Origin of the sequence: Gilvimarinus algae (assembly GCF_030518215.1) — a bacterium.
GTDB lineage: Bacteria > Pseudomonadota > Gammaproteobacteria > Pseudomonadales > Cellvibrionaceae > Gilvimarinus > Gilvimarinus algae.
Genome location: NZ_JAULRT010000035.1, coordinates 301,390 through 320,441, shown reverse-complemented (window position 1 = coordinate 320,441; position 19,052 = coordinate 301,390). Strand labels below are relative to the sequence as shown.

Annotated in this window: 25 protein-coding genes; 12 read left to right on the top strand and 13 right to left on the bottom strand. The window is 55.3% G+C overall.

The window, feature by feature from the left end:
- Positions 1 to 38 precede the first annotated feature (38 nt).
- The gene (gene rimO, locus QWI16_RS05140; protein WP_302711681.1) at positions 39 to 1,442 is read right to left on the bottom strand and encodes a 30S ribosomal protein S12 methylthiotransferase RimO; all 1,404 of its coding nucleotides are present in this window, start codon (positions 1,440 to 1,442) and stop codon (positions 39 to 41) included.
- A 142-nt stretch (positions 1,443 to 1,584) separates the two neighbouring features.
- Between rimO and QWI16_RS05135 the strand changes: the two genes are divergently transcribed.
- The 7 genes from QWI16_RS05135 to QWI16_RS05105 all read left to right on the top strand — a co-directional run bounded on the left by QWI16_RS05135 (position 1,585) and on the right by QWI16_RS05105 (position 6,313).
- Positions 1,585 to 1,989, top strand: coding sequence for a VOC family protein (locus tag QWI16_RS05135; protein ID WP_302711680.1), 405 nt, complete (start codon positions 1,585 to 1,587; stop codon positions 1,987 to 1,989).
- A gap of 33 nt (positions 1,990 to 2,022) precedes the next feature.
- Positions 2,023 to 2,226 carry an MbtH family protein gene (locus QWI16_RS05130; protein ID WP_302711679.1) on the top strand — a complete coding sequence of 68 codons (204 nt, stop codon included), beginning with the start codon at positions 2,023 to 2,025 and terminating at the stop codon, positions 2,224 to 2,226.
- A 47-nt stretch (positions 2,227 to 2,273) separates the two neighbouring features.
- Entirely contained in the window at positions 2,274 to 3,044 is a 771-nt protein-coding gene (locus QWI16_RS05125) for an NYN domain-containing protein (protein WP_302711678.1), read from the top strand.
- Between the two features lie 318 nt (positions 3,045 to 3,362).
- Entirely contained in the window at positions 3,363 to 4,502 is a 1,140-nt protein-coding gene (locus QWI16_RS05120) for a glycoside hydrolase family 19 protein (protein ID WP_302711677.1), read from the top strand.
- Between the two features lie 150 nt (positions 4,503 to 4,652).
- Positions 4,653 to 5,405 (top strand): DUF4336 domain-containing protein, encoded by a 753-nt coding sequence (locus QWI16_RS05115; RefSeq protein ID WP_302711676.1) that lies wholly within the window; start codon positions 4,653 to 4,655, stop codon positions 5,403 to 5,405.
- A gap of 159 nt (positions 5,406 to 5,564) precedes the next feature.
- Positions 5,565 to 5,711: a helix-turn-helix transcriptional regulator gene (locus QWI16_RS05110; RefSeq protein ID WP_302711675.1), complete on the top strand. Its 147-nt coding sequence runs from the start codon at positions 5,565 to 5,567 to the stop codon at positions 5,709 to 5,711.
- 269 nt (positions 5,712 to 5,980) lie between these two features.
- A complete protein-coding gene (locus tag QWI16_RS05105) occupies positions 5,981 to 6,313 on the top strand; it encodes a glutaredoxin family protein (protein WP_302711674.1) in 333 nt (110 codons plus the stop codon).
- Here QWI16_RS05105 and QWI16_RS05100 read toward each other — a convergent pair.
- Positions 6,310 to 7,065 (bottom strand): DeoR/GlpR family DNA-binding transcription regulator, encoded by a 756-nt coding sequence (locus QWI16_RS05100; RefSeq protein WP_302711673.1) that lies wholly within the window; start codon positions 7,063 to 7,065, stop codon positions 6,310 to 6,312. The two genes, QWI16_RS05105 and QWI16_RS05100, sit on opposite strands and share 4 nt — an antisense overlap.
- A gap of 158 nt (positions 7,066 to 7,223) precedes the next feature.
- Here QWI16_RS05100 and QWI16_RS05095 point away from each other — a divergent pair, with 158 nt between their 5' ends.
- The 3 genes from QWI16_RS05095 (at position 7,224) to QWI16_RS05085 (ending at position 8,478) form a co-directional block, all read left to right on the top strand.
- Positions 7,224 to 7,934, top strand: a complete 711-nt coding sequence (locus QWI16_RS05095; RefSeq protein ID WP_302711672.1) for an HAD-IA family hydrolase — start codon at positions 7,224 to 7,226, stop codon at positions 7,932 to 7,934.
- A complete protein-coding gene (locus tag QWI16_RS05090) occupies positions 7,924 to 8,205 on the top strand; it encodes a PQ-loop repeat-containing protein (RefSeq protein WP_302711671.1) in 282 nt (93 codons plus the stop codon). Before QWI16_RS05095 ends, QWI16_RS05090 begins: the two co-directional genes overlap by 11 nt.
- Before the next feature lie 63 nt (positions 8,206 to 8,268).
- Positions 8,269 to 8,478: a hypothetical protein gene (locus QWI16_RS05085; protein WP_302711670.1), complete on the top strand. Its 210-nt coding sequence runs from the start codon at positions 8,269 to 8,271 to the stop codon at positions 8,476 to 8,478.
- Here the strand turns inward: QWI16_RS05085 and QWI16_RS05080 are convergent.
- Positions 8,435 to 9,469, bottom strand: a complete 1,035-nt coding sequence (locus QWI16_RS05080; RefSeq protein ID WP_302711669.1) for an MBL fold metallo-hydrolase — start codon at positions 9,467 to 9,469, stop codon at positions 8,435 to 8,437. The two genes, QWI16_RS05085 and QWI16_RS05080, sit on opposite strands and share 44 nt — an antisense overlap.
- A gap of 183 nt (positions 9,470 to 9,652) precedes the next feature.
- On the opposite strand from QWI16_RS05080, the gene QWI16_RS05075 reads away from it, so the two are divergent.
- Positions 9,653 to 10,249 carry a TetR/AcrR family transcriptional regulator gene (locus QWI16_RS05075; protein WP_302711668.1) on the top strand — a complete coding sequence of 199 codons (597 nt, stop codon included), beginning with the start codon at positions 9,653 to 9,655 and terminating at the stop codon, positions 10,247 to 10,249.
- An 8-nt stretch (positions 10,250 to 10,257) separates the two neighbouring features.
- Here the strand turns inward: QWI16_RS05075 and QWI16_RS05070 are convergent, their stop codons facing one another.
- The 7 genes from QWI16_RS05070 to QWI16_RS05040 all read right to left on the bottom strand — a co-directional run bounded on the left by QWI16_RS05070 (position 10,258) and on the right by QWI16_RS05040 (position 15,366).
- Entirely contained in the window at positions 10,258 to 10,716 is a 459-nt protein-coding gene (locus QWI16_RS05070; protein ID WP_302711667.1) for a hypothetical protein, read from the bottom strand.
- Positions 10,717 to 10,800: 84 nt separating this feature from the next.
- Complete coding sequence (locus QWI16_RS05065) at positions 10,801 to 11,229, bottom strand: cupin domain-containing protein (protein ID WP_302711666.1); 429 nt, start codon at positions 11,227 to 11,229, stop codon at positions 10,801 to 10,803.
- Between the two features lie 23 nt (positions 11,230 to 11,252).
- Positions 11,253 to 11,630: a VOC family protein gene (locus QWI16_RS05060; RefSeq protein WP_302711665.1), complete on the bottom strand. Its 378-nt coding sequence runs from the start codon at positions 11,628 to 11,630 to the stop codon at positions 11,253 to 11,255.
- A 55-nt stretch (positions 11,631 to 11,685) separates the two neighbouring features.
- Entirely contained in the window at positions 11,686 to 12,156 is a 471-nt protein-coding gene (locus QWI16_RS05055) for a hypothetical protein (RefSeq protein WP_302711664.1), read from the bottom strand.
- 70 nt (positions 12,157 to 12,226) lie between these two features.
- Positions 12,227 to 13,315, bottom strand: coding sequence for a hypothetical protein (locus tag QWI16_RS05050; RefSeq protein ID WP_302711663.1), 1,089 nt, complete (start codon positions 13,313 to 13,315; stop codon positions 12,227 to 12,229).
- A 191-nt stretch (positions 13,316 to 13,506) separates the two neighbouring features.
- Positions 13,507 to 13,887: a DUF6331 family protein gene (locus tag QWI16_RS05045; RefSeq protein WP_302711900.1), complete on the bottom strand. Its 381-nt coding sequence runs from the start codon at positions 13,885 to 13,887 to the stop codon at positions 13,507 to 13,509.
- 75 nt (positions 13,888 to 13,962) lie between these two features.
- The gene (locus QWI16_RS05040) at positions 13,963 to 15,366 is read right to left on the bottom strand and encodes a mechanosensitive ion channel family protein (protein ID WP_302711662.1); all 1,404 of its coding nucleotides are present in this window, start codon (positions 15,364 to 15,366) and stop codon (positions 13,963 to 13,965) included.
- Positions 15,367 to 15,483: 117 nt separating this feature from the next.
- On the opposite strand from QWI16_RS05040, the gene QWI16_RS05035 reads away from it, so the two are divergent.
- Positions 15,484 to 15,783 (top strand): putative signal transducing protein, encoded by a 300-nt coding sequence (locus tag QWI16_RS05035; protein ID WP_302711661.1) that lies wholly within the window; start codon positions 15,484 to 15,486, stop codon positions 15,781 to 15,783.
- Between the two features lie 51 nt (positions 15,784 to 15,834).
- Here the strand turns inward: QWI16_RS05035 and QWI16_RS05030 are convergent, their stop codons facing one another.
- The 3 genes from QWI16_RS05030 to QWI16_RS05020 form a co-directional block, all read right to left on the bottom strand.
- Complete coding sequence (locus tag QWI16_RS05030; protein WP_302711660.1) at positions 15,835 to 16,623, bottom strand: sulfite exporter TauE/SafE family protein; 789 nt, start codon at positions 16,621 to 16,623, stop codon at positions 15,835 to 15,837.
- Between the two features lie 121 nt (positions 16,624 to 16,744).
- The gene (locus QWI16_RS05025; protein WP_302711659.1) at positions 16,745 to 17,779 is read right to left on the bottom strand and encodes a methionine synthase; all 1,035 of its coding nucleotides are present in this window, start codon (positions 17,777 to 17,779) and stop codon (positions 16,745 to 16,747) included.
- A 79-nt stretch (positions 17,780 to 17,858) separates the two neighbouring features.
- Positions 17,859 to 18,866, bottom strand: a complete 1,008-nt coding sequence (locus QWI16_RS05020) for a DUF1852 domain-containing protein (RefSeq protein ID WP_302711658.1) — start codon at positions 18,864 to 18,866, stop codon at positions 17,859 to 17,861.
- Positions 18,867 to 19,052 lie beyond the last annotated feature (186 nt).

Below are 19,052 nucleotides of genomic sequence, written 5' to 3'. Positions count from 1 at the left end.
GGTGAATGCTACCGCATTTTACGCGCCATGCACGATTTTTATTGCACGGGCGTGGCCCAGAGGTCGTATTCGTCGGCGTGCTCGACCAGAGCATTAACTCTCTGGCCCACCGTGAGACCCTCGGCGGGCAGATAGACCATGCCGTCGATTTCCGGGGCGTCGCCTTTGGTGCGGCCAATAGCGCCCTCTTCGTCGATTTCATCCACCAGGATTTCCAGCGTCTGGCCGATTTTTCGCTGCAGCTTGTCGGCGGAGATCTGCTGTTGCAACTGCATAAAGCGGTCAAAGCGCTCTTGCTTGATTTCATCGGGCACGGAATCCGGCAGCTCGTTGGCGCTGGCGCCATCGACCGGTGAGTACTGAAAGCAGCCCACCCGATCCAACTGCGCCTCCTGCATAAAGGCCAGCAGGGTGTCAAAGTCCTCTTCGGTCTCGCCGGGAAAGCCGACGATAAAGGTCGAGCGCAGGGTCAGATCTGGCACCTGAGCGCGCCAGTTGCCGATGCGCTCCAGGGTTTTTTCCACCTGTCCGGGGCGGCGCATGGCCTTGAGGATTTTTGGGCTGGCGTGCTGAAACGGAATATCCAGATAGGGCAGGATCTTGCCCTCGGCCATCAGCGGCATCAGGTTGTCCACATTCGGGTAGGGGTAGACATAGTGCAGGCGCACCCAGGCGCCCAGTTCACCCAGGCCCTGGCAGAGGTTGTAGAGGTCTGTTTTCATGGGGCGACCGTCCCAGAAATCCGTGCGGTAGCGGCTATCCACGCCGTAGGCCGAGGTATCCTGCGAGATCACCAGCAGCTCCTGCACGCCCGCCTTGACCAGCCGCTCGGCCTCGCTCATCACCTGGCCGATGGGCCGGCTCACCAGCTTGCCGCGCATGGATGGAATAATGCAAAAGCTGCAGCTGTGGTTGCAGCCCTCGGAAATCTTCAGGTAGGCGTAGTGCCTGGGGGTGAGCTTGATGCCCTGGGGCGGCACCAGATCGGTAAAGGGGTTGTGGTCGGCGCGCGGCGGTATGTGGCTGTGCACTTGCTCCAGTACTTGCTCGTAGGCGTGGGCGCCGGTAATGCCCAACACGCCTGGGTGAATCTCGCGGATGGTGTTTTCTTTGGCGCCCAGACAGCCGGTCACCAGCACCTTGCCGTTTTCCTGCAGGGCCTCGCCGATGGTCGCCAGGGATTCTTCCACCGCGCTGTCGATAAAGCCGCAGGTGTTCACAATCACCATATCCGCGTCATTGTAGCTGGGCACTATGTCATAGCCCTCGGTGCGCAGCTGGGTGAGAATGCGCTCGGAGTCCACCAGGTTTTTCGGACAGCCCAGGCTGACAAAGCCAATGCGGTTGCCGCCGCTGCTGGCGCCCTCTTTTAACACCTTGGCCGGTGAGCTCAGGGTGGTGGTCGGGTTACCGCTGCCGGGGGTATAGGTTTCTACAGTCATTGGTCAAAAATCAATCAGGGAGAAAAGGGGCGGATTATAGCCTATTGGCGGTCCGGTTACAGTGGCTGTCGAATGGGGGTGTCGTTATTCGATCACTGGGGAGTCGATATCCGACTTTCCAACAGTAAAAGAGGGAACACTTATGTCGAAAATGATTTTTGTTAATCTACCTGTGGCCGATCTAAAAGCATCTATGGCCTTTTACACGGCACTTGGCTTTACCAACAATCCGCAGTTTACCGATGACACGGCCGCCTGCATGGTCTGCAGCGAGACCATCCATGTGATGCTGCTGACACACGATAAATGGCGCAGTTTTACCGACAGACCCATTCCTCCGGCCACCGCCAGCGAGGTGATGCTGGCGTTTACCTGCGACAGCCGCGAGGCCGTTGATGCCGTCACCCAAACAGCGGGGGAAAACGGCGGCACGGCGGATGTAAACCCGGTACAGGATCTAGGGTTTATGTACAGTCGCGCGATTGCCGATTTGGATGGCCACGTATGGGAGTTCTTTTGGATGGACCCGGCGGCGGTTCCGGCATAAGCTCTATGCTCAGAGTTTACAGAGGGATTGCGCATGGAGTGGGACGACGACACGGTTTTCACTGTGGTGGTTAACGCCGAAGAGCAATACTCCATCTGGCCAGCCGACCGGGCATTACCGCTCGGCTGGACGGCGGTGGGCAAAGAGGGCACCAAGGATGAGTGCCTGGCCTATATTGAAGAGATTTGGCAGGACATGCGCCCTTTAAGTCTCAGGCAGCGAATGGAGCTGGAGTAAAGTAGCCGTTAAGACAAGCGCCGGCTGAAACCGACACGGGGGAGTCTATGAAGGATCTGGATACCGAGAAAAAGATTGCCGTTTTAATTGATGCGGAAAACGCGCAGTGTTCGGTGTTAGGCGCGGCCCTGGCGGAGCTTTCCAAGCATGGGCACATTATCGTCAAAAAAGCCTATGGGGACTGGAGCTCCACACACCTGAAAAACTGGAAGCTGCCACTCAATGAGTTGGCGATTAATCCAGTGCAGCAGTTTTCCTACACTCAGGGGAAAAACTCCTCCGACGCGGCCATGATCATCGATGCCATGGACCTGCTCTACTCCAACAAATTTGATGCCTTTGCGCTGATTTCCAGCGACAGTGATTTCACCAAACTGGCTTCGCGCCTGAAGGAGTCGCAGATTTACGTGTTTGGGGTGGGCGAGCAGAAAACCCCGGTGGCCTTTCGCAACGCCTGCGACGACTTTATCTACACCGAGGTATTGCGCGATCTGGAAACCGACCAAGTGCCCGAGGACACCAACAAGCCAAGCGACGATAAGCAGCAAAAGAAAAGCCGTCAGCAATTGAGTGGTGATGCCCGCCTGATCAGCATATTGCGCAACTCCATCAGCGAGTACGCCGACGATGACGGCTGGGCGCCGCTGGGTAACTGCGGTGGGCTGATCAAACGCCAGTACCCCGACTTTGATTCACGCACCTACGGTTACGCCTCCTTGTCTAAGCTGATTGAGGCGACAGAGCTGTTTGATCTTTCCCGCCGCAAACCGGCCAGCGGTCAGACGCCGGTGCTCTACGTTAAAGACAGGCGCGCCTAGCGCGTGTTTGGCGCCTGTTGCTACCATTTACCTAAAATTCGTGACATTCAGAGCAGTTTTTCCCGCTTAAATTGACAACGTTGTCAACTTCCACTAGGGTCAAGGGCGCGCTGAAATCTGACGGCGCTCATTCGTCCATAACGGCTATGTAAAAACATAAGAAACACCGTTTGTTGAAGTGTCACGCACTCTCCATGCTCAAGCGTTTGCCCGCGCTTGTACGCAAAGCTCCAGGGGCCAGTGTAATAGCTGTGTGGTGAAAAACTTCGCTGATGTATAGCGGTTAACAAGCTCCCAATACACGCAAAGGAATTCACTATGAAATACCTAAAAATCGCGGCGGCGGTTTTGCTGGCGGCATTCTTTGCCGGCCAGGCCCACGCCTACAATTGTTCCGGAACACCTCAATACGTCGATGGCAGCAGCTACGGCAACGGCTCTATCGTCAAAAACAACAACGCGGCTTACCAGTGCACGGTGGGTGGCTGGTGCAGCATTGGCGGCCCTTACGCGCCGGGCTCCGGCTGGGCCTGGACCAATGCCTGGAATGAACTCGGTGCCTGCAATGGCACGGGCAGTTCGTCTTCCAGCTCGAGCAGCAGTAGCTCCTCGTCGAGCTCATCCAGCAGCTCGTCCTCTACCGGTGGCGGCAGTTGCCCGCAGTGGTCGTCCAACGCGGTCTACTACGCCGGCGACGTGGTGATCTACCAGGGTTCATACTACATTGCCGAGCACGACAACCCCGGCTACGACCCGACCATCAGCACCTGGTTCTGGGATCCGACGCCCTCGTGCCCCGGTGGCAGCAGCAGTTCGTCCTCGAGCTCTTCGGGTAACAACGGTTTTGCCTCGATTGTCAGCGAAGCGCAGTTCAATCAGATGTTCCCCAACCGCAACAGCTTTTACACCTATGCGGGCCTGGTGAATGCGGCGGCCACTTTCCCGGCCTTTGCCGGCACCGGCAACCTCACCACCAAAAAGCGTGAGGCGGCAGCAGCGCTTGCCAACTTCTCGCACGAAACCGGTGGGCTCTACTACATTGAGGAAATCGCTCAGGGTACTTACTGCTCCGGCGGTGCCACGCCCTGTGGTGTCTGTGCGCCCGGTAAGAAGTACTTTGGTCGCGGGCCGATTCAGTTGAGCTGGAACTACAACTACTGCACGGCCGGTCAGGCACTGGGGCTGAACCTGTGGGCCAACCCTGATCAAGTTGCGCAAAACCCCACCACCGCGTGGCGTACCGCGCTCTGGTTCTGGATGACGCAAAGCGGGGCGGGCTATCGTCCGGCGCACCAGTCCATGGTCAACGGTAACGGCTTTGGTGAAACCATTCGCACCATCAATGGTTCGCTGGAGTGTAACGGTGGCAATCCGGGGCAAGTGCAAAGCCGGATCAACCTCTACCAAGACTTCACCCAAATTCTGGGTGTAACGCCCGGCAACAATCTCGGTTGCTGATGTGACTCGCCTGCCCGCTTATTGCGGGCAGGCTCCCCCCTGTACGTCTGTCCTTGTGTTATCGGTGCATTGCCGGTAGATTTCCTCAACGCGCAAACGTCCGCCATGAGACGCGGATTGTCGCCCTGCGGTTACAAGGAGAGGTGTTCTGTGAAAGCGACTCACTCAGCGGTCGGTGTCTACGAGCCACTGCAAACGCTTAAGCCGGTCGATGACAATATCTGGGTGGTCGATGGACCGCTCATCCACTTTAAAAGTGTGCCCTTCCCGACACGTACGACGATTGTTCGCCTGCAAGGCGATGATCTTTTTGTGCACTCCCCTGTTGAACTGACGCCCGATCTGAAACGCGCCGTTGATGAGCTGGGTGAGGTGAAGCATCTCGTCTCGCCCAACCGTATTCACTACTGGTGGATCGGCCAGTGGGCCGAGCACTACCCCGACGCAAAAAAGTGGGCATCGCCCGGTGCGCGGGCGGCAGCGCAAAAATGCGGCTGGGGTTTTGATGCCGACTTGGATAGCGCGCAAGCCACACCCTGGCACGCCGAGATGGAGCAATTGCTGGTCACAGGCAGCCGTGTGTTGGAAGAAGTTGTATTTTTTCACCGGTCATCGCGCACGTTAATTCTCGCCGATCTTATCGAGAACTTTGAACCGCAGAAAGTGCACTCAAAACCCCTGAAGTTTTTGATGAAACTGGCCGGCATTCTCGACCCGGACGGCAAGCTGCCTATTGATTTGCGCCTCAGCTACCGCGGGCGCCACCTGGCCCTTAACTCGGCAATCGAGACTATGTTGGCCTGGCAACCGGAGCGGCTCGTGGTGTCACATGGGCGGTGGTATCGCTCCAATGCTACCGAAGAGCTGAAGCGCGCCTTTCGCTGGGTAAAAGTGGGTGAATGACCGCAGATTGAGGCTTTAGAATCCTGACGCAGAGCGACAATTTTTGAATTTATCGCGCTATGTCGGGCAAGTGTCGGGTGTTTGCTGTTACGCTTGCATGGTCTTATCGGTTATTCTGGACGACAATAGAATAACCCAATGTTGGGTAAGGGAGAGCTTATGCGCTTGCAGGATGTAAGAGCCGAAAAGCATCTATCGCAGGAACAGCTCGCCCGCATGGCGGGGCTGAATGTTCGTACTATTCAGCGCATTGAGCGCGGCCAAAGTGCGAGCCTTGAGACGCGCAAGAGTCTCGCCGCCGCTTAGAGATAGACATCGAGGCACTCGATCAGACGTCAGAGGGCGCCGCCCAGGCAGTGCTCGGCGCACAGAAAGTGGAAATCCATGTGTTGTTAGCGGTCGGTGTGGTGTTTGTACTCTTTGGCGCCTCAGCAGTGGCCCAGGCCGGTGTGGCTTTAGCGGCCGTCTTTTACGGAGCTGCCGCCTTTTGTTTTGCCGTGGCCGCGGGCAAGATGCTCCGCCACAACGTATATTGTTGAGCCCTCTGTGGCGACTGGGTCATTAGAGATCATTTCATGAAAGCTGCGCTGTTTCTGCTGATCGCCTTCGCTGTTGTGATCAAGCTTGGATTTATCGATAACCCTTTCGCACCCGCGCCCGAGTTGGTGGATGGTTATCAGGATGGCGTGGTGCTCTACGCCACCGCCTGGTGTGGCTACTGCAAAAAAACCCGCGAGCTGCTGCGCCAGAAAGGCATCCCTTACACTGAGTACGATATTGAAAAATCGTCCAAAGGTAAGCGCGACTACGAGCAGCTCAATGGTCGTGGCGTGCCTCTGCTGGTGATTAACGGCGAGGTGGTGCGAGGCTACAACCCCAATGCCATTCTCGCTCTTGCCTCACGCTAAACGGCCACCACCTCAACCCCCAGCTCGGCAAACTTTGCTTTTAACCCAGGCTCAATGTCCGCGTCGGAGATAATCGCATCCAGCGTGCGGGCAGGGGTGATGTGATGGTGGGCCACCTTGTTCAGGGCGTCGCTGCGGCCCATAACGATGGTGCGGTCAGACTGAGCGACAATCACCCGCATGATCTCCGCCTCTTCCACGTAATTCACCGACAGGCCGTGCTGCAGGTGCAGAGCGAAAACACCGAAAAAGCTGATGTCCAGGCGCATGGTTTTCAGGCTTTCGGCGGCGCCAACGCCCAGGGTGCGCAGCGCCGGCTTAAAGAACCGCCCGCCCAGGGCGATCACCTCAACCCGCGGATGGCGGGCCAGCTCCAGCATAATGAGCGGGCACCCGGTCACCACCGTCAGCGGTAACTCCTGTGGTAGCTGGCGGGCCAGCTGGCGGCAGCTCTCGCCAGAATCCAGAAGTATGGTCTGCCCCGCCTGCAGATAGCCAATGGCGGCACGGGCAAAGGCTTCTTTTTGGCTGTCGGTGTTATCGACCCGATCGATGTAGTCCGGCGTGGTTTGCTCCAGGGGCAGAGCGCCGCCGTGTACCCGGCGCAGCTGCTGCAGTTGCGCCATTTTGTTCAGATCCCGCCGGATGGTGTCTTCCGACACGCCCAAGGCTTCGGCGGCGCTGGCGGCATAGACGCGGCCGTTCAGGTCGAGCTGTTCGAGGATCCAGTGTTGTCGTTCAGCGGTGAGCATTTCTCACTCCTGCAGGTTTTTGCAAGATTTTACTGGATTTTTGCCGGTTTGTGGGCGCACAATAGTGCATGAAGTTGCATGTTTGTGCGCTATTTGAGTATCTAAGGCCGCAAGCATGCGCATTTTTGCTTGTTTCGGTACTGCCTGCAGGAGCCCGTATGACCAATGTCCAACCCCAATCAGCGGCGGCCTTGCCGCCCGATACCCCGCCTCCCGAACTGGCGGCCCTGAACCTGGCCGACTACGACGCCGTACTCTTTGATATGGACGGCACCTTGCTGGATTCGTCTGTCGCCATACGCGAAGTCTACGGGGTCTGGTGCGAGCGCCATGGCCTGGAGCTTGAGGCCGTGCTGCAGGCGTTTTTGGGCTCGCGGGTAATCGACCACTTGCCGCGCATTGCCCCGCACCTGGATGCGGAGAAAGAGGTGGCTTATTTGACGGCGCAAGAGTCGGTCATCGCTACCGGGGTGGTGGAAATTGCCGGCGCCAGTGCGTTTATTCGCTTACTGGAGGCCCGCGCTGTGCCCTGGGCCATTGCCACCTCCAGTTATCGCGCCATGGCGGAGCTGCGCCTGGGCGCCGCCGGGTTGCCCATCCCCCAGCACTTGATTACCGCCGAGCTGATCAAAACCGGCAAGCCGGACCCGGAGCACTTTATCCGGGCGGCGCAGGCCCTGGGGGTGGAGCCCGCCCGCTGCCTTGCCTTTGAAGACTCGCCCAACGGCGCGCGCTCGGCCCTGGCGGCCGGTTGCGATCTGGTGGTAGTGGGTGAGGAGATCCGTGATCAGCACCCGCGGATTCGCGCCCGGCTCACAGACTACCGGGGCTTGCTGGTGCAGCTGGAGGGGGCCGGCCATGGCGGCTAAGTGGCTGTATTCCGCATCGGATCGCTATTGGGACATCGCCGGCATGGCTTTTGGCGCCCTCGGTTGCCTGGCTTTACTTGGGCAGCTAGTGAGTGAGCTGCAGCGTCAGGGCGCCTCCAGCTTGTCACTCGGGTTTGTTCTGGGTTTTGTCGCGGTGTACGGATTTTGGCTGGCATATGGTTTACGTTTTGCACGCCCGGCCATTATCTTTACCAACGCGGTCGCCCTGTGTTTGCAGCTGGCGCTGTTCGGGATTGTGCTGTGGCGGTGATCCGATTGGCCGGCAGCGCTGACCTTTCCGGGTTGCTCGCTCTCTATCGGGAGCTGCGGCCGTATGACCCGCCGTTACCGTCGCCGCGGCCTAAGTCGGCAAGAGCTGCTGTTTGCCACAGAGCGGGCCTGTATGAACATTTTGTTGTGGTCGGGCGAGCAGCGCCGTGCCGCCCAGGCCCTCTATCGCGCGGTGGGGTTTAACAGCGGCATTGAAACGGGTTTTGTCCTCACTCGGCCATCACCGGTTTCCACCAAGCCTCTTGAGGCATAGGTTCACCCAAGGTGATCACCTCGCCGACAATGGGGGTGGTGAGCGCAACGCCGCGCTGCTGCGCCGTTTCACTGACGCGCTCCAGCGGATCGTACCAGGCGTGAAACGCCAGATTAAAGGTGCCATTGTGGATGGGCATCATGGTTTTGCCCCGCAGATCCTTGTGGGCGGTAACGCTCTGCTCCGGGGTCATGTGCACATCCGGCCAGTCTTCGTTGTAGGCGCCGGTTTCAATAAAGGTCAGGTCAAAGGGGCCGAACCTGTCGCCGATGGTTTTAAAGCCGGGAAAATAACCCGAGTCGCCGCTGAAAAACAGCTTGCCGTGTTCGGTTTCAATGACCCAGGAGCCCCACAGGGTTTCATTGGCATCGCCCAGGCCTCGCCCGGAAAAGTGCTGGGTGGGGGTAAAGGTGAGCCTGGCGTGGGTATCTATTGTCGATTGCCACCAGTCAAAGGTCTGAATATTCTCGGCGCTGACGCCCCACTCCTGCAGGTTTTTGTCCACACCCAGCGGCACCAAAAACTCGCGGGTTTTGTCGGCCAGGGCGCGCACCGCTTTTTTATCCAGATGATCGTAGTGGTTGTGGGAGATCAGCACCATGGCGATGGGCGGCAGCTCGTCGATGCTAATGGGCGCGGGGTGAAAGCGTTTGGGGCCCATAAAACCAAAGGGCGAGGCGCGCTCGGAAAACACCGGGTCCAGCAGCCAGTACTCTCCCATGACTTTCAGCAGCAGCGAGGAGTGTCCGAGCTTGATCACATGCACCGCGTCATCGCTCAGGGCGTCCAGCTGGGCGCGGCTGAGCGCCTGCATGGGCAGTTCGCCGGTGGGCTCCGGGTCGATGCGGTCTTCGGTCATAAAGCGCCAGAAAATCTTTACCGTGCGCCAGAAACTGCTGGGTTCTGAGGGCTCCTGGTTCACAAACTTGCCCGACTCGGTTGTCGGTGCCAGGGGGGATTGATCTTGCGCGGCGGCGAACGAGTGGGCCATAACACAACCTCCAAGTAGCAGACTGCCCAAAAGAGCTTTTCCAGATGTAGTGAGCGTCATCGACGTTACCAAAAGTAAACTGTACGGTGCAGTTTACTCCTGCGCTTCGCAAAAAGTAAACTGCTGAGTGTAATTTTTTTGCAAATCCGTTAGACTGGCGCCAATGACTGATGGCCCGCTCTTATGACCCTATCCGAAAAAAAGCGCCTGCAAATCATCGCCTCGGCCGAAGCGCTCTTTGCCTCCAGCGGCCTCGAGGCCACCAGCATGGACCAGATTGCCGCCCACGCTGGGGTGTCAAAGCGCACCGTCTACAACCACTTTGCCACCAAAACCGAGCTGTTCGCCGCCATACTCGAGGCCATGTTCAGCAAAGTGGATCAGGGGCCGCTGATTACTTACGACGCGGCCCGGCCCGTTGATCAGCAACTCACCGATATTGCCCGCCAGGAGGTCGCCATGCTCGCCTCCCCCGCCTTTTTGCAGGTGGCGCGGGTGGCGTTTTTGCAGCTGCTCAAAGACGCAGCCCTGGCGCAGGCCATCAACAAGCCGTCCATGGGTTGCCTGCGGTATTTGGAGCCCTTTCTCAAGGAAGCGGTCGCGGATAAAGCGCTGGATATTACCGACAGCGAGCTGGCCGCCAAGCAGTTTGTGTTTCAGTTAAAGTCGTTGATTTTCTATCCGCTGCTCTACAGTTTGAGTGACGATATGTCGCAGCACGAGTACTTTATAGAAGAGACGGTAAAGCTGTTTATGGCGCGGTATCGGCCTCTCGCCTGATCGGGAAGTCACCCTTGAGCGGCCAGCCCTCCTCTTCGCGCGCGCTGAACCGCTTGCATCGTGGCATTGGCTTGCGACGCGTTCAGCGTATTGCCAATGGAATACTTATCGCTGGCCGTATGGGCAAACCACTCAGCAGCGCCGCCATTTATTGTTGGCGCTTGGCTTTTCTCTGCGTCAATGCGGGTAACATCCGCAAGCGGGATGTGCCAGAGCACCGAGCCATCGGATTCCTCCAGTAGAAGGTATTCCTTTCCCACCACCAGGGTGCGCGGTTTGAGCGCTGGCGCCAGGCGCATAACAATAACTTGCAAGGCAATAAAAGCGGCCATAGAGGTCAAGAGATACGCATTGGACCAGTGCTGCCAATGCGCCGTGGCGGCGGAGGCACAAAGGACCAGGCAAAGCCCAATTTGCAGCTTAAAGGGTGGCGTAGGTCGAGGAATGGGCAGGGTAAATCGTTGCATGGTTTGAACATGTCCCTATGCGGACGTAGCGTTAAAAGGCCATTATACCAACGGCTGGTCTGGTCAGTGCCCCACTTTTATAATCTAGTCGGCAACCGACACTCTTTGCGAGGGGCCTGTGCCCACCACCTGCAAGATCACATCACTGTCCCTTGCCCAGACGTAATGCGCTTGACCGGCCGGCTCGGTGTAAATACCGCCCGCGGTGAGTTCTACCATGTCCGCATCCGCCACCTGATCGCCATAGCCCACCCGTATGGAGCCCGAGAGCACGGTAATCGTGCGGTCGTCGGTGTGGTAGTGGGGCTCATTGCGGTGGCCTTTGGCAAACTTAACCCGATAGACGTACATTCCTGCTGTGGTTTCATTGCCCGATACCGGCGTAAATAAAACCCTTTCCCCCAAGCGTTGCCAGCTGAGCGCTTCGGCGTTGATGGCCAGCGCCTTAAACTCTTCACCAATGGCAGGCTGAACGCCGAGCAGGAGTAAAACGAAAGTCAGTAGCGTTTTCATCGGTTTTTGTTCTTTGGGCAGCGCTAGCGCGCCACCTCTTCCATAATACCGATCAAATTGCCATCGGGGTCTCGGAGAAACCCCATCCACAAGTCGTGATCGTCCATAGCCGCGGTAAGCTGTGGCTCGCGTTCGCCGAGTGCGCCCTTGGCCACTGCCGTGCGGAAATAGTGTTCTATGCCCGTGACTTTAAAATAGGGAATCGAGTTTCTGCCCACCTCACCCGCGCCCTGTGGCGTGGTCAGCATCAGCCGGGTATCGCCGCACTGCAAAAATGCCAGCTCGGACGATGGTGAAAACAGAAAGTCCAGGCCCAGTATGCCCTGGTAAAACCCCAGCGCCTGTTCGATGTTGTCAACGGTAATTGCCAGTTGTCCTAGGGATACCCTGTGTTTACTCATTAGGTGCTCCTTGCGCGGTTCAGGAAATCGTGGCTCGCAAACCCGGGTTAGTCATTTACTGGGCCGGCTTATCTCCGAGGCGCCGATAAATACGAACGACCAATTCCTCGGCGGCAATCATCACGGTAACGACCACAATAAAGGGGACAGCGCCGTGGAAGCGGCCGTCGAAGTGCACTTGGCCGCTAAACAGCGCCTCAATGGCGCCTAGCATAATAAATTTTGAAATAAACAGAACAAACCAGACCGAGCCCACATACCCACACTTGGCTAAAGCGCCGGATTTGGTTTTAAAATAATCACTCACATAGTGTTCGATTTTGAAGGTTGCCTGAAGCAGTAGCTGCATCAACGCGGCGGCCATCAACGCAATAGAGAAGGTTTCAATGTGCACGCGCCCCCAGAACTGGTTAAACAAACCCAGAACCACCAGGTCAATTAGAATGGCCAGCGTGTAGCGCACAAATAATTTCTGGCGGCTGGACGGCGGGGTCGCCAGGGCCGATACATTATCTCGATTTGTCATTGTTCGTTCTCTTATAAAAAAATCGGGGTGTAACCATGCCGATTAAATCAGGTATGGCATTTCCAAAATGTTAATTGTCATCTTTATCTGCTTTATAGCCTCCGTCCCCTTCCAGGATGCACTCAAAAGTGCCGGTGTTATCCAGGCCGATACCGCCGCCTTTAAGCTGGAGATACATTCTGTTGTTGCGTATCTTGGGGGTGCTGTTTACGGTGCTTTTGGGATGAATATAAAAATCGACAGCTGCTGTTTCGAGATTAATAGCCGCCAAGCCTTTGCCTAGAAAAGCACACCACAAATGCGTGTCTGTTACGGCGATCTGAAACAAGTTGGGCATGATGGGGTTGGGTTGCACCCAGTCTTCATCGATCAGTTTATCCGACAGGATCTCGCCGGTGTCCGCAGAGATAATTTTTAAATGGCCCTTGAATACGGTGATAACCCGGCCATCATCAGTAAGTACCCATTTAAAATCGATGCATTCATCAATCATCCAGTTAATTTTTCCAGAGGGAATGTCGATGGAGATCAATTTGTAATTTTTGGCAGATACTAAAAGCGAATTTTTATAGCCCTTAGCGAACGGTTTTATCTCGTAACCTTTCTTTTCTTCCAATTTAGGGAGAAGGTCATTTAAATTCTTTCGCCATAAATGAGCTCCGCTTTTGTCAAAGCAGTCTATAAAATCGCTTCGGCTGGGGATGACAATGCAATCAGTAATCACTAGGCACTCTGACGGCGGATAGTCTATCTCAATAATTTCCTCTAAATTTGGTTCTTTTAAATCCTGGTCTTTTCTCAGCTTAGCGATCTTATTCTCTTGTTTAAAAAATCGATAATTCCCATCGCTGCCGATTGGCAGGCAAAATCTAAAGCTGGAATTTTCTATGAGCTCGTAGCTGAAGTCATTTAAACTAAGGCAATAAATGTCGGCCATGCTCAACACGTTTTCTTTAATAAAAAAGAGCAGTTTATCGTTGTCCCGACATAAGACTTCAAAACGATTTTCTATGGGCAGCTCTGCAATAATCTTATCCGGATTCTTAGCATCCAGAAAAACAACAGAGTTATCAAGATTCTTGATGATGTAGTCGCTATCGGCATATTTCACAATACCCGAGGACGGATATTCGGTTAAGGGAAGTGTTAGTGATTTCATAACTTACTAATGCCCATAATGAATGTTTCCCCTCATTGAATAGCTGAATCCCTACTCGAGCAGATAATGTTGATGTTGGGTGTATATAAATACTCAAGTCTATTTCGTCCTTTATCTAAGGAAAACTAGACTTACTGTTTATGAATGCCTAAAAATTGAGCCTATAATCGAAGCCGTCTGAATGGCTGTTATTACGGTACCGCTTGGGTTCCTTTCGTTTGCGTAAAAACCCGTTGCCACCTTAGAAAAAAGTGTTGTAATTCATTCTTGGGTAGATGGAATTCAGGTAAATTGGTGTTTTGTGGGTAAAAAACAGAAATTTCGGTCTCATCCTTAACCGCTAAGTTACTGATATAGTGGTGCAGGGAATCGACTTCTGCTTTCAGCTCGTTATACCAGTCTATACCGCTAGTTCCCTCGAGATTCTTGTCAATGATTTTACGGATTAACAAACCTCTGTGTATTTCGAAGGCCTGCAACCCACAACACGCCGCTGAACAATAAATCTCGGAAAAATCCAGAAGTTCGGCTAATGCGTCGCTTACTCTTACCTGATATTTAATGCTTTCCATAGTATTCAAAAATGTAGAGTTTATCCAAGCGTCGGGTCAAGTTGCTATTTGACGCATAAAACGGCCGGCAATCGGTTAAATTATATTCTTTCCTTCTTCCGGCTCGCGGGCGTTTTGGGCCTGCTTTTGTATATCGCCGGTGTCGCTGGCCAGGTCATCCAACAGCCGCTCTGCAGCTTCGGGCGGCGGGGTGGTCGGTTGGGGCTCTGTGGTTTCTTTGGGTGCTGGTAGATCGCCAGCTTCGCTGTTGGACTCCCAAGGCACGCCCTGCGGGAAAATAACTTCGCGGGCGTCGTCGGGCATGGAGACGTCGGCGGCCTCAAAGGCGCGCACCACCTGACGCATTAGCGCCGATGCCACTTTCACCACACTGTACTGGTTGGCGTTCACCCAGAAGTAGACGCGCAGGTTAATGGTGGACGAGGCCAGCTCTTCTATTAACACCTGGGGTTCGGGGTCGGCGAGCACCGCTGGATGCTCCAGCATGACCGCCATGGCGGTCTCCTGGGCAAAGCGCACCCGCGAATCGTAGCCCACGCCGATTAAGAAATTACCGCGCACGTTGGGGTTGGCAGAGAAATTCTGAATCACGTTTTTATAGATGGTGGCGTTGGGCACCTGGATATGGTTGCCGTCAAAATCCACCAGAGTCGTGCCGCGGGTGGTAACCTTTTGCACCACGCCGCGAAAACCGCTCACTTCAATCACATCGCCCAAACGAAAAGGCCGCTGCATGCTGATCAGCAAGCTGGCGATAAAGTTCTCCGCGATATCGCGAAAGGCAAAACCCACCACCAGCCCCAACAGGCCGGTACCGCTCATCACCGCGACGGCAAACTGGGTGAGCCCGGCAATCCGCAAAAAGAAGTACAAGCCCAGCAGGACAATCAGCACCGCGACGATGCGCTGCAGCACGACCTTGATTAAGGCGCTGTCGGTGACATAGCGCACCGGCCCCACCAAAAACGCCGACACCGGGCGCGAGACGAAAAAGAACACCACAAAGGTCAGTGCCGCGGCCAGCAGCAGGGGCAAGGTGTGTAAAAACCGGTACCAGGCCTTCACCAGCTCAGCCTTGAACACCGAGGCGCTGAAGTAGCTGCCGGGGCTCTGCTCCAGATTATTTACCACTGCCACCACGCCTTGCGTGTTGCTGGCAATACCCTCGGCCCACTCGATGAACGCTCGCTTATCGGTAAAGCCGCGCAAAAACACCAGCCCGTTATCCACCCGGACCTCTAGCTGGTTAAATTGCTCTGAACTGGCAAGAATCGCCTCCAGCCGCGCCTGAATCTGACTGTCCGTCGCGCTGGCATTGGCCTCAATCACCTGCCCCGTACTGTGAATCCGCCCGGCATCTATCGCCGCCTCGTTGGCCGATCCGGTCTCGGCGCCTGCCAATGAGGCTTTTAGCAAAAGCACTATCGCTAAACCGACAATGGCCTTGAGGCTGATTTTACTCTTGGGGTTTGATCGCATAGGGCTAGTGTGTCCTTGGTCGGCATCCAGCCCTAAGCCTAACCGATTCGCCTTTCTCCGGCCATCCCGATGCCGTCGTATGTGTGATACATTGAGAAAAACAAACGCGGAGGCCTTATGCAGCTGGTCTATACCCACGAGAATAAAATTCTGGTCGAGAACGCCCGCAACCTGCTGCGCGAAAGCGGCATTGAAAGCACGCTCAAAAATGAGTATGCCGCCGGTGCCATGGGGGATCTCTCGCCCATCCAGACCTGGCCCGAGCTGTGGGTCGCCGAGGCGGACTATCCAAAAGCCAAAGCCATTATCAATGACCTGATAAACCGCCCCGCGGGCGAAGCTTGGTATTGCCGGCAGTGCGGCGAGGAGAACGACGCCAGCTTTGAGGTGTGCTGGCACTGTCAGGCAGAGCGATAAACCTGCAGGTGGAGGCTGCCCCTTAGCGCTGGTGTAACATTACGGGCCGGATCAAAAGAACAAGAATCGAATCCCGACGATAAACAGCAGTATCGCAAATAATCGTTTCAGCAGCTTCGCGTCCAGAGAATGAGCAAGCTTCGCCCCTACCCGCGCGCTTGGGACGCTGGCGATGGCAATGCCCAACACGGCGGGCCAGTAGACATAGCCGGTGCTCCATTCGGGTAAGTCCGGGTGGTTCCAGGCCACGACGATATTGGTAAGGGTTGCCACCACAGCGATGGGTAACCCACAGGCCGCCGATGTTGCCACGGCGCTCCGCATACTGATGCGTAACCAGGATAGATAAGGTACGGTAAATGTGCCGCCGCCAATACCAAACCAGGCAGAGCCAAAACCAATCACGCCGCCGGCCAGGCCTAAGCCCGCCGCGCCCGGCTCTTTCCCCTCACCGGGCGGCTGCCAGTTCAGTAGCATTTTTACCGACAACAGCAGGGCGAACACGCCGATGAGTTTCTGCAGGACAGGGCCGGGCACGGAGGAAATAAGAAAAACGCCGATCGCCGTGCCGACGATTAAGCCCAGTGTCATCAACTGCACGATTCGCCAAATGATGGCCTTGTTGCGATGATGCGTCCACACCGAGCTGATGGAGGTAAACACAATGCTGGCCAAGGATGTTGCCACCGCACTATGGGTTAGTACATCGGGCGAGACGCCCACGGCAACAAAGCTAAATACCAGCACCGGCACAATCACCATGCCGCCACCAATGCCAAACAAGCCCGCCAGGAGTCCGGCAAAAGCGCCCACCAGCAAGTACAAAAGAAACAAGAACATGAATACCCTTAATCGTTCAAGCTTATCGCTTACCACCGTAAGAAAATCCCAGCGTGTTCAATTAGTCTTAACAGGCCGTAGAGTTTTGATTGCTTCGACGGATGCTCTATCGCTTGTAGAATTAACCTTGGCCGGCGAGCTCTTTACGCACAATCTCGGCGCCGGCGCTCAGCGCGCTGAGTTTACCCCGGGCCACTGACCGCGCCAGTGGGGCCATTCCACAGTTGGTGCATGGGTAGAGGTTTTCGGCATCGACAAACGCCAGTGCCTGGCGCAGCGTGTCGGCTACCTGCTCGGGTGTCTCTATGGCATTGGTCGCCACATCAATAGCACCGACCATCACCTTTTTACCCCGTATCAGTTCGATAAGGTCCATGGGAACACGGGAGTTCTGACACTCAAGCGAGACAATATCGATACTGGAGCTTTGCAGCTTGGGAAACACCGCTTCGTACTGGCGCCATTCTGCTCCCAGGGTTTTCTTCCAGTCGGTATTGGCTTGAATGCCATAGCCGTAACAAATATGGACCGCCGTCTCGCACTGCAACCCTTCTACAGCTCTTTCCAGCGCGGCGATTCCCCAGTCGTTGACTTCGTCAAAAAACACGTTAAACGCTGGCTCGTCAAACTGAATAATGTCCACGCCCGCCGCTTCCAGCTCTTTGGCCTCCTGGTTGAGAATCTTGGCGAACTCCCAGGCCAGCTTTTCCCGGCTTTTGTAGTGAGCATCAAACAGGGTGTCAATCATGGTCATGGGGCCTGGCAAGGCCCATTTGATCGGCTGCGTGGTTTGCTGGCGTAAAAATTTGGCATCTTCGACAAACACGGGTTTTTGCCGCGCCACAGCATCAACCACCACAGGCACGCTGGCATCGTAGCGATCGCGAATTCTGACCGTTCTGCGCTGCTCAAAATCCACACCGCTCAAATGCTCGATAAAGGTCGTGACAAAGTGCTGTCGGGTCTGCTCACCGTCGCTGACGATATCAATGCCCGCGTGCTGCTGCTCTTGCAGCGCCACACGCAAGGCATCTTGTTTGCCTTCAGTGAGTTCATCTTCTTGCAGCTTCCAGGGCGACCACAAGGTTTCAGGTTCAGCAATCCAGGACGGCTTGGGCAAACTGCCCGCCGTTGAGGTTGGTAATAGTGTGTTCATGGGTATCTCAATTTTCGAATGGTAGGCCGTGGTGAACGCCGCGGCGGCAACGCTGACTGTTTCTAAACAGCCTGATCAGCTAAACCGCGCGACTTTCCGCCCAGCGTGCAAGAAACTTTTGGTAGGGCTTCATAAAATGCTCTTCGGCGTATTTTCCCTGCTCTATCCCCAGCTTGCTGCGCTCTTCCCGGTCGTAGACAATTTGCGTTAAAGAAAAGTCGCGATGCTGCAAGCTCGGCTGATACGACAAGCCCGCCTGGCTATTGGCGTTGTAAATTTCCGGGCGATAAATTTTCTGAAACGTCTCCATGGTGCTGATAGTGCTGATCAGCTCGAGGTTCGTATAGTCGCAGAGCAAATCGCCAAAGAAATAAAAGGCCAGAGGCGCCGCACTGTTGGCTGGCATGAAGTAGCGAACCTGCAGGCCCATTTTTTTAAAGTACTGCTCCGTTAGCGAGGGTACATTCGGCTGGTACTCAACCCCAAGCACCGGATGCCGATTTTCCGTGCGGTAGTAGGTCTTGTTATCCGACACGCTCAGGCAGATAACCGGCGGTTTGCCAAAGTTCTGTTTGTACGCGGGCGAGCCCACGAAGCGTTTAAAAATGTTGCCATGCAACTCGCCAAAGCCGTCCGGAATACTGAATTTAGGCTGACCTTGGTTGTGCTTTAGCAACCACACGCTAAAGTCGTAATCGCGCACGTAGGAGGAAAAATTATTCCCCACTACCCCCTCAATCCGCCTGTTGCTTACATGATCGACGATGTGCGTTTGTAAAACCTCAATCGCAGGAAAGGCCTCACAACTGCCCTCAAACGTCAAGTCAACGGAGATAATCTCAAGCTCTACCGAGTAGCGGTCACCCGTGGGATTATCCCAATGGGCTAACGCATTAAACCGGTTGTCTATCATCCGCAGCGCATTGCGCAGATTCTCCTTCCGACTTTCGCCCCGCGCCAGGTTGGCAAAGTTGGTGGTAATACGCGTATTGTCCGCTGGCTGATAATGCTCATTGAAATCAATGCGTTTAATTGAAAACGTAAACTCGCTGTTCATGGTAATCCGCTGCCCTGAAGTCTGATTCATCCCATTGCGCCTTCGGTCTGGCAAGGCCTTTGCGCCTCTTGGCCATTAGCCGTTTGTCCAAAGCCGGAAACATGTGTGATTTATACGCGAGCAGTAACATGAATAAAAATGCTTTTATTTCATAATTATATGAATACCGCTCATGGCTTAGGCGGAAGGCTTGTATTTAATTGACTTCAGAGGGCA